12 protein-coding genes and 1 pseudogene are annotated in these 12811 nt (G+C 70.8%); 9 read left to right on the forward strand and 4 right to left on the reverse strand.

Translation table 11 applies throughout. The features are described 5' to 3' along the window. Positions 1–930, forward strand: a complete 930-nt coding sequence (gene whiG / locus AC1DPN_RS16140; RefSeq protein WP_477085784.1) for an RNA polymerase sigma factor WhiG — start codon at positions 1–3, stop codon at positions 928–930. Positions 931–1011: 81 nt separating this feature from the next. On the opposite strand, the pseudogene AC1DPN_RS16145 reads toward whiG, so the two are convergent. Then, a pseudogene (locus AC1DPN_RS16145) lies at positions 1012–1527 on the reverse strand (peptidoglycan DD-metalloendopeptidase family protein); the annotation flags it as partial. A gap of 584 nt (positions 1528–2111) precedes the next feature. On the opposite strand from AC1DPN_RS16145, the gene rpsB reads away from it, so the two are divergent. From rpsB to dxr, 8 genes are all read left to right on the forward strand, one after another. Continuing rightward, positions 2112–3155, forward strand: a complete 1044-nt coding sequence (gene rpsB / locus AC1DPN_RS16150; RefSeq protein WP_477085785.1) for a 30S ribosomal protein S2 — start codon at positions 2112–2114, stop codon at positions 3153–3155. 76 nt (positions 3156–3231) lie between these two features. Then, positions 3232–4077 carry a translation elongation factor Ts gene (tsf, locus tag AC1DPN_RS16155; RefSeq protein ID WP_477085786.1) on the forward strand — a complete coding sequence of 282 codons (846 nt, stop codon included), beginning with the start codon at positions 3232–3234 and terminating at the stop codon, positions 4075–4077. Between the two features lie 108 nt (positions 4078–4185). Further along, positions 4186–4929: a UMP kinase gene (gene pyrH, locus AC1DPN_RS16160; RefSeq protein ID WP_477085787.1), complete on the forward strand. Its 744-nt coding sequence runs from the start codon at positions 4186–4188 to the stop codon at positions 4927–4929. Between the two features lie 50 nt (positions 4930–4979). Then, positions 4980–5537: a ribosome recycling factor gene (frr, locus tag AC1DPN_RS16165; protein WP_477085788.1), complete on the forward strand. Its 558-nt coding sequence runs from the start codon at positions 4980–4982 to the stop codon at positions 5535–5537. Next, complete coding sequence (locus tag AC1DPN_RS16170) at positions 5537–6379, forward strand: phosphatidate cytidylyltransferase (RefSeq protein ID WP_477085789.1); 843 nt, start codon at positions 5537–5539, stop codon at positions 6377–6379. Before frr ends, AC1DPN_RS16170 begins: the two co-directional genes overlap by 1 nt. A gap of 62 nt (positions 6380–6441) precedes the next feature. Then, positions 6442–7569 (forward strand): dual-specificity RNA methyltransferase RlmN, encoded by a 1128-nt coding sequence (gene rlmN, locus AC1DPN_RS16175; protein WP_477085790.1) that lies wholly within the window; start codon positions 6442–6444, stop codon positions 7567–7569. Continuing rightward, positions 7566–8120, forward strand: coding sequence for a DivIVA domain-containing protein (locus AC1DPN_RS16180; RefSeq protein WP_477085791.1), 555 nt, complete (start codon positions 7566–7568; stop codon positions 8118–8120). The genes rlmN and AC1DPN_RS16180 overlap by 4 nt, the downstream gene beginning before the upstream one ends. A gap of 208 nt (positions 8121–8328) precedes the next feature. After that, complete coding sequence (dxr, locus tag AC1DPN_RS16185; protein WP_477085792.1) at positions 8329–9480, forward strand: 1-deoxy-D-xylulose-5-phosphate reductoisomerase; 1152 nt, start codon at positions 8329–8331, stop codon at positions 9478–9480. A gap of 18 nt (positions 9481–9498) precedes the next feature. Here the strand turns inward: dxr and AC1DPN_RS16190 are convergent, their stop codons facing one another. The 3 genes from AC1DPN_RS16190 to AC1DPN_RS16200 are packed head-to-tail and all read right to left on the reverse strand — an operon-like array spanning position 9499 to position 12742. Beyond that, positions 9499–10872: an NAD(P)/FAD-dependent oxidoreductase gene (locus AC1DPN_RS16190; RefSeq protein WP_477085793.1), complete on the reverse strand. Its 1374-nt coding sequence runs from the start codon at positions 10870–10872 to the stop codon at positions 9499–9501. Continuing rightward, positions 10869–12269, reverse strand: coding sequence for an aspartate aminotransferase family protein (locus tag AC1DPN_RS16195; RefSeq protein ID WP_477085794.1), 1401 nt, complete (start codon positions 12267–12269; stop codon positions 10869–10871). The genes AC1DPN_RS16190 and AC1DPN_RS16195 overlap by 4 nt, the downstream gene beginning before the upstream one ends. Continuing rightward, entirely contained in the window at positions 12266–12742 is a 477-nt protein-coding gene (locus AC1DPN_RS16200) for an Lrp/AsnC family transcriptional regulator (protein ID WP_477085795.1), read from the reverse strand. Before AC1DPN_RS16200 ends, AC1DPN_RS16195 begins: the two co-directional genes overlap by 4 nt. Positions 12743–12811: the final 69 nt, after the last annotated feature.

Genomic DNA, 12811 nt, shown 5'->3' on the forward strand with positions numbered 1-12811 from the left:
ATGAGCACCCAGCTGGATGTCGCATACAACGTGCACACCCGGTTCGCCGGCACCGCGCCCGAGGGAGTCGTTCCTCAGCCGCGTCCCGCCGACGCCGAGGTGCACAACGAGGCGCTCGCCGAGGTCCTCACCGAGGTGCCCACCCAGCACGGGGTGAAGGCGACGACGGACGCCATCCTCGTCCTGTGGGAGGAGTACAAGGCCACCGGCTCCGCCGCTGCGCGTGAGCGCCTGATCCTGCACTTCGCGCCCCTGGTCAACGCCGTCGCCGGCCGGGTGGGCATGCGCCTGCCGAGCACCGTCGAGCAGGCCGACCTGGTCTCGTACGGCATGTTCGGGCTCATCGACGCCATCGAGAAGTACCAGACCGACCGCGCGGTGAAGTTCGAGTCCTACGCGTCGTCCCGCATCCGCGGCGCGATCATCGACGAGCTCCGCGCGATGGACTGGGTCCCGCGCTCGGTCCGCACGAAGGCCCGTTCCGTCGACCGCGCCTACGCCGACCTTGAGGCCAAGCTGCACCGCACGCCCAGCGAGGCCGAGGTCGCCGAGCACCTCGAGATGCCCGTCGAGGACCTGCGCGCCATCTACTCCCAGCTCTCCACGGTCAACGTGGCCGCGCTCGACGAGCTGCTCGGCGGAGGCGAGGACCGCCCCGGTGGCATCTCGCTGGGCGACACCCTCGGCGACGAGCGGTCGCAGGACCCGGCCGGCTCGCTGGAGGCCGCCGAGACCAAGTTCCTGCTGGCCCGTGCCATCGAGTGTCTTGGCGAGCGCGAGCGCATCGTCGTCGTCCTCTACTACTACGAGGGCATGACCCTCGCCGAGATCGGTCGCGTCCTGGGCGTCACCGAGTCGCGGATCTCGCAGATGCACACCGCCGCGATGGTGCGGCTGCGTACGCGGCTGGTCGACGCCGAGCGCGTCTGACCGACCACCTTCGCGCACTTGTCCCGACGACAGCAGCACGACGGGACCGGCCCCCGGCAGCAGCGCCCACGGGTCCTCGTAGTCCGCGCCCACGCGCACACCCCAGTGGAGGCACACCGCCGGCGCGCAGTGCGAGCCTGTCGCCTGGAGCGTGCCGACCTCCTGACCGCGCACGACAGTCGTCCCGACGACGACCGACGGGCTGATCGGTTCGAGACTCGAGCGCCGACCGTCCGGATGGACCACGGTGACGACACCACGACCGGCGACCGCCCCGGCGAACGCGACGACGCCGTCGGCCGGCGCCCGTGCGACTGCGCCCTCGAACGCACGCAGATCGACACCCCGATGCCCTGCGGCCCACCTCTGCGCCGGCGGCTCGAAGCGGCGAGCGAGCTCCGGGACGCCGTCCAGAGGGGCCGCATAGCTCACGCCTGACAGGACGGGTGCCTGTCCGCCCGACGCCGGCGGCCCGGATGCGACGACGGTCGCGACTGCGCAGAGAGCGAGCACGGCGAGCGCCGCGGCGACACGGACGCCGGCGACTCGGACGGCGACGCCTGGGATGCGGTGGGTGCGGGGGCGAGCGGGAGCCATCCGACCAGCCTGGGACACCGACCGCCACGCCGTACCGGCCCGGTGACAGGCGCTCCACTCTCACGAGCGGACGGGGGTTGTGGTCACGTCAGGCGCGCGCGCCGCCGCGGCGGCGACCGTGGGCGACCAGCCCGGTGACCATCGAGGCGGGCGCCGAGCCGACGACCCACGCGACGCCGGACGGTGGACCGACGCGGCACCGAGCGGACGGCCCATGCGGCACCGAACCGACCCCGGGCAAGGTGCCCGAGCGACCGGAGGCGGTTCGGCCGTCGGGTGGTTCGGACCTGGCGCCGACATCGGCTAAACTCGTGGTGCGACCGGTCCGTACCGGTCGACTTCGCGCGTCATCTTCCCGCTCCGGGAGCTTGTTCTCGCCCTCACGTTCGAGGGTTCGGCCGAGCACCAGGTCGGGGTCGATCTCCGCCGCGGTCCGGTATCTGCTCACTGCAGGTCCGGTGCGGACGACGACATGACGCCAGGGGTGACGACCACATCGGTCGGAGCCGACAACCGAGATGCGGATCCCTCGAGGGTCCGCCTTTGACGCGTGCACCTCGCGGTGCGCGCCGGAAGGACGTGCCATGGCCGTCGTGACCATGCGCCAGCTGCTCGAGAGCGGTGTCCACTTCGGACACCAGACCCGGCGCTGGAACCCCAAGATGAAGCGCTTCATCTTCACCGAGCGCAACGGCATCTACATCGTCGACCTGCAGCAGTCGCTGTCCTACATCGACCGCGCGTACGACTTCGTCAGCCAGACCGTCGCGCACGGCGGCACCATCCTGTTCGTCGGCACCAAGAAGCAGGCGCAGGAGCCGGTCGCTGACCAGGCCGCCCGCGTCGGCATGCCGTACGTGAACCAGCGCTGGCTCGGTGGCATGCTCACCAACTTCAGCACCGTGCACAAGCGTCTGCAGCGCCTCAAGGAGCTCGAGCAGATCGACTTCGACGACGTGGCGGGCTCCAACCTCACGAAGAAGGAGCTGCTCGTCCTGCGCCGCGAGAAGGACAAGCTCGCGAAGACGCTCGGCGGCATCCGTGACATGGCCAAGGTCCCCTCGGCCGTGTGGATCGTGGACACGAACAAGGAGCACCTCGCCGTCAACGAGGCGCGCAAGCTCGGTATCCCGGTCGTCGCGATCCTCGACACCAACTGCGACCCGGACGTCGTCGACTACCCGATCCCGGGCAACGACGACGCCATCCGCGCCGTGCAGCTGCTGACCCGCGTCATCGCGGACGCCGCGGCCGACGGTCTGCTCAAGCGCCACTCGGGTCGCACCGCGGCCGCCGAGGGCGCCGACGCCGAGCCGCTCGCCGAGTGGGAGCGCGAGCTGCTCGCCGGCGCCGAGGCCGGTCTGGCCGCGGAGTCCGCAGCCGAGGTCACTGAGGACGCTGCGGTCGAGGCCGCCGCCGCCGAGGTCGTCGAGGAGATCGCCGAGGCCGTCGCCGAGGCTGTCGCAGTCGAGGAGATCGTCGAGGAGACGGTCGTCGAGGCTGTCGCCGAGGAGCTCGTCGCCGAGGGCGTCGAGGCCGAGGTCGCCGTCGAGGTGGCCGAGGAGATCGTCGCCGAGGCTGTGGCCGAGGAGATCGCCGAGTCCGAGGGCGACGCCGACTCCAAGTGACCCTGGTGGTCCGCCGGCCGGKGCGGCCGGCGGACCCCGCACGAACATCACGACACAAGCAGAACGGACACGACTGATGGCGAACTACTCGCTCGCAGACATCAAGGCGCTGCGCGAGAAGACCGGTGCCGGAATGATGGACGTCAAGAGGGCGCTCGAGGAGGCCGACGGCGACTCTGACAAGGCGCTCGAGATCATCCGCGTGAAGGGCCTCAAGGGCGTCGGCAAGCGTGAGGGGCGCGCGGCCTCGGACGGCCTCGTCGTCGCTCACGTCGGTCCGACGGCCGACGGTGAGGGCCAGACGGGCGTGCTCGTCGAGATCAACTCGGAGACGGACTTCGTCGCCAAGAGCCCGAACTTCGTCGCCCTGGCCGACCGCGTCCTCGCGGTCGCGGTCACCTCCCCGGCCCGCGACGCGGACGCGCTGCTGGCCACCGAGGTCGACGGCTCGAGCGTGCAGAACATCGTCGACGAGACGGCCGCCACCCTGGGTGAGCGCGTGGTCGTGCGTCGTCTGGCCCGCGTGGCCGGCGAGCACGTCGAGGTCTACCTGCACAAGGTCAGCAAGGACCTGCCCCCGCAGGTCGGCGTCCTCGTCGCGACCGACGCGGCCGGTGCCGGTGTCGCTCGTGACATCGCCACGCACATCGCGGCGTTCTCGCCGACGTACCTGACGCGTGACGAGGTCTCCGCCGACGTCGTCGCCAACGAGCGTCACATCGCCGAGGAGACGGCCCGCAACGAGGGCAAGCCCGAGGCTGCGCTGCCGAAGATCATCGAGGGACGCCTCAACGGGTTCTTCAAGGAGAACGTCCTGCTCGAGCAGGCGTTCGCCAAGGACAACAAGAAGACGGTCGCCCAGGTCCTCACCGAGGCCGGCGGCACGCTGACAGGCTTCGTGCGCTACCGCGTGGGAGCCTGACACCTGTGTGAGCGCGACGGTGGCCCCGATCCGACTGGGTCGGGGCCACCGTCGCAACCGGGCTCCGGGCGGTCCCCGGTGAGCAGAGAACACCCTTCAGGAGGCGACGTGAGCCACAGCCCGAGCACCGCACGCGGGGCCGAGCCGGAGCGTCGCGTCCTGCTCAAGCTGTCGGGCGAGACGTTCGGCGGCGGCGACATCGGGCTCGCGGCGGACGTCGTGCAGCGTGTCGCGGCAGAGATCGCGGTCGCGGTGCGCGCGGGGGTCCAGGTGGCCATCGTCGTCGGCGGTGGCAACTTCTTCCGAGGCGCGGAGCTGTCGCAGCGTGGTCTGGACCGCGCGCGGGCCGACTACATGGGCATGCTCGGCACGGTGATGAACTGCCTGGCGCTGCAGGACTTCCTGGAGCAGGCCGGCGTGAGCACCCGAGTGCAGACGGCGATCACGATGGGCCAGGTGGCCGAGCCGTACATCCCGCTGCGCGCCATCCGCCACCTCGAGAAGGGCCGCGTCGTGATCTTCGGCGCCGGCGCCGGCATGCCGTACTTCTCGACCGACACGGTCAGTGTCCAGCGGGCCCTCGAGACGCACTGCCACGAGGTGCTCATGGGCAAGAACGGCGTGGACGGCGTCTACTCGGCTGACCCCCGGACGGACCCGACGGCCGTGAAGCTCGACCACCTGACCTACACCGACGCGCTGGTCAACGACCTCGGCGTCATGGACGGCTCGGCGCTCAGCCTCTGCCGCGACAACGACGTGCGCATGCGCGTGTTCGGCCTCGAGGAGGTCGGCAACGTCACGCGGGCGCTGCAGGGTGAGAAGATCGGCACGCTCATCACGGCGAGCTGACGATCTGTCCGCCAGCCGTTGGACCCCACGACACGCACGAAGGAGCTCCGGTGATCGACGAGACCCTCTTCGAGGCTGAAGAGAAGATGGACAAGGCCGTCGAGGTCGCCAAGGAGGACTTCTCGACGATTCGCACGGGCCGCGCGAACGCCGCGATGTTCTCCAAGATCTTCGTCGACTACTACGGCAGCCCCACACCGCTGCAGCAGCTCGCGTCGTTCAACGTGACCGAGGCGCGCACGATCCTCGTCTCGCCGTTCGACAAGTCGTCGACCGTCGCGGTCGAGAAGGCGCTGCGCGACTCCGACCTCGGGGTGAACCCCACCAACGACGGCAACGTCATCCGCGTCGTGCTGCCCGCGCTGACGCAGGAGCGCCGCAAGGACTTCGTGAAGCTGGCCCGCACCAAGGCGGAGGACGCGCGCATCTCGGTCCGCAACGTCCGTCGCCGCGCCAAGGAGGAGCTCGACCGCATCGTCAAGGACGGTGAGGCGGGCGAGGACGAGGTGGGCCGGGCCGAGAAGGAGCTCGAGTCGTTGACCAAGAAGCACGTCGACCTCATCGACCAGCTCCTCTCGTCCAAGGAGAACGAGCTGCTCGAGGTCTGATGACGGACACAGCCATCGCCACCACCCGCACGCCGCGCTCGGGTCGTGACCTCCCGGTCGCGATCGTCGTCGGCGTCGGTCTGCTCGTCCTCGTGGTGGCGTCGTTGTTCATCCGCAAGGAAGCGTTCGGCGTCCTCGCGATCGTCGCGGTCTGCGCGGGGCTGTGGGAGCTCGCCCAGGCGTTCACGCGTCGCGACATCCACCTGCCGCTGCTCCCGCTGCTGGTCGGCGCTATAGGCATCCTCGTGTCGGCGTACACCGCCGGTCCCGAGGCACTGTTCGTGTCGTTCATGCTCACCGTCGGTGGCGTCGTCGTCTGGCGCGTTCTCGACGGGAGCGGCCAGTCGGCGCTCAGGGACGTCACGGCGGGCGCGTTCGCCGCCGCCTACCTGCCGTTCCTGGCCGGTTTCGTCATGCTCATGCTCGCGGAGCCCGACGGCCCGTCGCGCGTCATGCTCTTCATCCTGCTCTGCGTGGCCAACGACACCGGCGGGTACACGGTCGGTGTCCTGCTGGGCAAGCACCCGCTCGCGCCGTCCGTCAGCCCGAAGAAGACTTGGGAGGGGCTGCTCGGGTCGATCGTGCTGGCCTGCGTGGTCGGCGTCGTCGGCGTGCAGGTGGCCTTCGGCGGGGAGCCTCTCGTCGGTGTGTTCCTGGGTCTGGCCACGGTGGTCACCGCGACGCTGGGCGACCTCAGCGAGTCCATGCTCAAGCGTGACCTCGAGCTCAAGGACATGGGCCGGCTCATCCCCGGGCACGGCGGCCTGCTCGATCGGCTCGACTCCCTCCTCCTGACCGTCCCGGCGGTCTACATCGTCCTGTCGGTCCTCCAGCCCGCCTGACGCTCCACCTTCTTCCTCGCACGGCCGCACCGGCCGCCAGCCCGACCCGAGAGGGGGTACCCATGACCGGTACACCCGTCCGCCTCGACCTGTCCTCGCCCAGCCGCGGACCGCGGGGCAAGCCGCCCAAGCACTTCGTCGACCTCACGCCCGAGCAGCGCATCGAGGCCGTCACGGAGCTGGGGGAGAAGCCGTTCCGCGCCAAGCAGCTCGCGACGCACTACTTCACGCACCTGTCCAACGACCCGGCGACGATGACCGACCTGCCGAAGGCCACGCGCGACAAGCTGGTCGAGGGTCTCTTCCCGCGCCTGCTGACGGCGCACAAGACGATGACGGCCGACCAGGGGACGACGGTCAAGACCCTCTGGCACCTGTTCGACGGCGCCAAGGTCGAGTCGGTCCTCATGCGGTACAAGAACCGCACCACGCTGTGCATCTCGAGCCAGGCCGGCTGCGGGCTCGCGTGCGCGTTCTGCGCCACGGGTCAGATGGGCCTGACGCGGAACCTGTCGACGGCCGAGATCGTGGAGCAGGTCAGGGCCGCGGGCCGCATGCTCGCGGACGGCGAGGTGCCCGGTGGGCCCACGCGCCTGACGAACGTCGTGTTCATGGGCATGGGCGAGCCGCTGGCCAACTACAAGTCGGTCATGGAGACGGTGCGTCGGCTCGTCGCACCGACGCCCGACGGCCTGGGGATGTCGGCGCGCAACGTCACCGTCTCTACCGTCGGCATGGTCCCGGCGATGAACAAGCTCGCGGGCGAGGGCATCCCGGTCACGCTGGCCCTGTCGCTGCACGCGCCTGACGACGAGCTGCGCAGCGAGCTGGTGCCGGTCAACACGCGCTGGTCGGTGGCGGAGGCGATCGACTCGGCCCACCGCTACTTCGTCGCGACGGGACGACGCGTCTCGATCGAGTACGCCATGATGCGGGACATCAACGACCAGGCCTGGCGCGCCGACCTGCTGGGCGAGCTGCTCAACCAGCGGGGTCGCGGCTGGGTGCACTGCAACCCGATCCCGCTGAACCCGGTGCCCGGATCGAAGTGGACGGCGAGCGATCCGCTGGTCGAGCAGGAGTTCGTGGCACGCTTGCGTGCGCACGGGATCCCGACCACGGTCCGGGACACTCGCGGCAGTGAGATCGACGGTGCCTGCGGCCAGCTCGCAGCAGAGGAGGACGAGTGAGCGACGGCATGTTCCGGACCGTCTCCGGTCTGAAGCAGGGCTACGACCCGGACGAGGTGGACGACTTCTTCGCCCACGCCCGGGCGGTGTACGAGCAGGGTCCCGCCGCGGCGCTGTCCAGCAAGGACGTGCGCGGTGTCGCCTTCGACATGATCCGGGGCGGCTACGTCACCGCGGCGGTCGACGCGGCGCTCGACCGGCTCGAGGCGGCATTCGTGGCCCGTGCCCGAGCCGAGTACGTCGCGACGCAGGGGCAGCAGGCGTGGATGACCAAGCTGAGCGAGCAGGCGCGCACGCTGTACGGCCGCCTCGGTCGTCCGGACGGCGACAGGTTCGCGGCACCCGAGCGTCGTCAGCAGGGCTACGAGCCCGCCGACGTCGACGAGCTGTGCCGCCGACTGGTCGCGTACTTCGACACCGGCGCACCTCTCGCGGCCGCCGAGGTGCGCGCCGCGACGTTCCGCCGCCGCAAGGGCCGCAACGCCTACGCCGAGGCGCCGGTGGACGCCTTCTTCGCACGCGCTGTCGAGGTCCTGCTCGGCGTCGAGTGACCTGACGAGAGGCCGCGCTCCTGATGAGGAGCGCGGCCTTCCGCATGCGTGGAGAGGTCAGCCGTCCTCGCGTCTAGGGCCCCGAACCGCACTCCCAGTGCCGCCAGCAAGCGTGTAGCGGACCCGTTGCCAGAGGCTGTGCACGTCAAAGGGCCGAGCGAGGGGGCGGGCATGCGGCGATCCCGCCACGACCCGCGATGATGGGGGCGTGAGCCAGCGCAGCGTCATCCTCCTCGGATCCACGGGCTCGATCGGCACCCAGGCCGTCGACGTCATCACCCGCAACCCGGACCGGTTCACGGTGACCGGACTGAGCGCCGGAGGGGGCGACATCCCCGCCCTGGTCCGTCAGGCGCGCCGGCTCGACGTGCAGACCGTCGCAGTCGCGGATCCTGCCGGCGAGGCGCCGCTGCGCGAGGCGTTGCCGGGGGTCGAGGTGCTGGCGGGGCCGCAGGCGTCGACCGAGCTCGCCGGGCGCGGAGCGGACGTGGTGCTCAACGGGGTCACGGGGAGCATCGGGCTCGGCCCGACGCTCGCGGCGCTGCGCGCGGGGAGCACGCTGGCGCTCGCCAACAAGGAGTCGCTCGTCGTCGGCGGCCGGCTCGTGCATGCCGCGCGGCAGCGCGCCGACCAGATCGTGCCCGTGGACTCGGAGCACTCGGCGATCGCGCAGGCGCTCCGGGGTGGCACCCACCCGGAGGTCCGTCGCCTGGTCCTCACCGCCAGCGGCGGTCCGTTCCGCGGGTGGTCGCACGACGACGTCACGTCGGTGTCGCCCGACCAGGCGCTCGCTCACCCGACCTGGTCGATGGGTCCCGTCGTGACGATCAACTCCGCGACCTTGATGAACAAGGGCCTCGAGCTCATCGAGGCGCATCTGCTGTTCGACGTGCCGGTCGAGGACATCGCCGTCGTCGTGCACCCTCAGTCGGTCGTGCACTCGATGGTCGAGTTCGTCGACGGCTCGACACTCGCGCAGGCCTCGCCGCCGGACATGCGCCTGCCGATCGCGCTCGGGCTGTCGTGGCCGGAGCGCGTGCCGGACGTCGCCGCGGGCTGCGACTGGACGCAGGCGACCGCCTGGACGTTCGAGCCGCTCGACGAGTCGGTGTTCGGGGCGGTCGCACTGGCCAGGACCGCGGTCGCCGCCTCGCCGACGCACCCGGCCGTCTACAACGCCGCGAACGAGGAGTGCGTCGAGGCGTTCCTCGCCGGTCGCATCGGGTTCCTGGACATCGTCGGCACGGTCGAGCGGGTGCTCGGCGAGCACGAGGGTGCCGACGACCTCACGCTGGACGCCGTCCTGGACGCCGAGACGTGGGCCCGGCGGCGCGCGCAGGAGCTGCTGGCGCGGGTCTGACCAGCGCCCACCGGAGGCTCAGCGCCCGAGCACCCGGTTCAGCACGGCCTCGACGCGGCTGGAGTGACCGGTCTTGAACTCGGTCCGGTCGGCCCACACCGCGGCCCGACGAGCCGCCGTGATCCCGGCCCAGCGCAGCGGCTCCGGCTCCCACCGTGGGGAGCGGTGACCGACCCACGGCAGCCGCACGAGCGGAGAGTCCGTGCCCGTGACCAGGTCGGCGAGCGTCCGGCCGGCGAGGTTGGTCGTGGAGACGCCGTCCCCGACATACCCGCCTGCCCAGCCGATCCCGGTCTCCGGGTCGAGCCCGACCGACGGCGACCAGTCGCGGGAGACGCCGAGCGGACCACCCCAGCGGTGCGTGATCTCGGCGCGGTCCAGGACGGGGAACAGCTCGACCAGCTCGCGACGCAGGTGCTCGGCCGTGGACTCGACCTGGTCGTACGTCGGCCGGATCGCCGAGCTCAGGTGGTACGGGGCGCCGCGGCCGCCGAACGCCAGCCGGTCGTCCGTGGTCCGTTGGCCGTAGACGATCAGGTGGCGGGCGTCGTGGAACGTCTGGGCGCGGTCCAGGCCGATGTGCGCCCACACCTCGGGCGGCAGCGGTTCGGTCGCGATCATGTGCGAGTAGACCGGGGCGACGTCCCGCTCCGAACCGGGCAGCTGCGAGGTCCAGGCCTCGGTCGCGCGGATGACCCAGCGAGCGCGGACGGTGCCGTGGTCCGTGACCACCGCGTGAGGGGACAGCCGCAGCGCGCGGGTGCCCTCGACGAGCCGGGCGCCACGCGACAGCAGCACCTCGACCAGCCCGTGGACCAGGCGCAGGGGCTGGATCCGCGCGCAGTCGGGTGTGAACGAGCCCCCGATCACGCCTTCTGCCCGCACGTGGTGGTCGACCTCGTCGGGACCGAGCAGGCGTGACTCGTCGCCCCAGCGGGCGTCGGCCTCGACCTCCGAGGCGATGCGCTCGAGCTGGGGGCGGTTGCGCGCCACGGTGACCGTGCCGCCGAACGCGAACCCGCAGTCGATCTGCTCGGCCGCGGCGACGCCGCCCACCTCGACGACCGTGTCCCGCATCGCCGCGCGCATGTCGGCGGCCGCGTCGTGCCCGTGCCGCCGCGCGAGCTCGTCCGCGGCCACGGGGAACAGAGCCGAGCACCAGCCGCCGTTGCGGCCGCTCGCCCCGAACCCGGCGACCTCGGCCTCGACGATCAGCACCTCGAGCGCAGGATCGTGCTCGAGCAGGTAGTACGCGGTCCACAGCCCGGTCAGGCCCGCGCCGACGATCACGACGTCGACGACCTCGTCCCCGTCGAGCGGTGCGCGAGCCACCAGCGCGTCCGGGTTCTCCGCCGCGACCTGGTCGAACCAGAGCGACAGCGGAGCTGTCACAGGTGCGTCCACGCCTCGGAGAGCACGCCTCGCAGGATCTGCTCGATCTCGTCGAACTGCTGCTGCCCGCAAGTCAGCGGGGGAGCGAGCTGGATGACGGGGTCGCCGCGGTCGTCGGCGCGGCAGTACAGGCCGGCCTCGAAGAGTGCGCCGGACAGGAACCCGCGCAGCAGGCGCTCGCTCTCGTCGTCGTCGAACGTCTCGCGCGTGACCTTGTCCTTGACCAGCTCGATGCCGTAGAAGAAGCCCTCGCCACGCACGTCGCCGACGATCGGCAGGTCGAGGAGCTTCTCCAGCGTGCGCCGGAAGGCCGGTGCGCTCTCCTTGACGTGGTTGGTGATGCCCTCCCGCTCGAACAGGTCGAGGTTCGCGTTGGCGACGGCCGCCGACACCGGGTGCCCGCCGAACGTGTAGCCGTGCGCGAACGACGCGTTCCCCTGGGCGAACGGCTCGTAGAGCTTGTCGGAGGCGATCAGCGCGCCGATCGGGGAGTAGCCCGACGTCATGCCCTTGGCGCACGTGATCATGTCGGGGACGTAGCCGAAGTCGTCGCACGCGAAGATCGAGCCGATCCGGCCGAACGCGCAGATCACCTCGTCGGAGACGAGCAGCACGTCGTACTGGTCGCAGATCTCGCGCACGCGCTCGAAGTAGCCGGGCGGCGGCGGGAAGCAGCCGCCGGCGTTCTGCACCGGCTCGAGGAACACGGCCGCGACCGTGTCCGGACCTTCGAACTCGATGGCCTCGCCGATGCGGTCGGCGGCCCACCGGCCGAACGCCTTCGGGTCGTCCCGGAGGTGCTCGGGCGCGCGGTACTCGTTCGTGTTGGGCACCTTGTGCGCACCCGGCACGAGCGGCTCGAACTGCGCCTTGAGCGTCGGCAGGCCGGTGATCGACAGAGCCCCGTGCGTCGTGCCGTGGTAGGCGATCGACCGCGAGATGACCTTGTACTTGTTGGGCTTGCCCGTGAGCTTGTAGTAGTTCTTCGCGAGCTTCCACGCGGTCTCGACGGCCTCTCCGCCGCCGGTGGTGAAGAACACGTGGTTCAGGTCGCCCGGGGCATACGCCGCGAGCCGCTCGGCGAGGTCGATGGCCTCGGGGTGCGCGTAGGACCACAGGGGGAAGAACGCGAGCTTCTCGGCCTGGGCCCGTGCGGCCTCGGCGAGCTCGGTGCGACCGTGCCCGGCCTGCACGACGAACAGGCCCGACAGGCCGTCGATGTACTTCCGGCCGGTGTCGTCGAAGATGTGGTGCCCCTCGCCCCGCACGATCGTCGGGACGCCGTTCTCCCACGCGCTCTGCCGCGTGAAGTGTCCCCAGAGGTGGTCGCGGGCGGCCTGTGACCTGTCGGTGCCGGCCCGGGTCTTCGAGCCGGTCGAGGATGCTGTGGTGCTCATCTGGTCCCCCAGTTGTAGAGCTGCTTGCGCAGCTTCAGGTACACGAACGCTTCGGTGGTCCGCACACCTGGGATCGTGCGGATCTTCTGGTTGAGGACTTCGAGCAGGTGGTCGTCGTCCTCGCACACGACCTCGCACAGCAGGTCGAAGCCGCCGGCCGTGACGACGACGTAGTCCACCTCGTCCAGGGCGGCCAGCGCGTCGGCGACGAGGCTGAGGTCGCCGTGGCAGCGCAGGCCGATCATCGCCTGCCGGGTGAACCCGACCTGGAGCGGGTCCGTGACGGCGACGATCTGCATCACGCCGGAGTCGGTCAGCCGCTGTACGCGCTGCCGAACGGCGGCCTCGGAGAGCCCGATGGCCTTGCCGATCGTCGCGTACGGCCGCCGGCCGTCTTCCTGGAGCTGTTCGACGATCGCCTTGGAGACGTCGTCGAGGGCCGGATGGCCGGGGATCGGTCTGCGTGTGCCCACCCGCCGATCGTGGTGTGCGAAGGCCTCGGATGCAAGGAATTCGTTGTGACAGGCCGTGTGAACTTCTGA

It is taken from the genome of Cellulomonas sp. P4_H4, assembly GCF_056400865.1.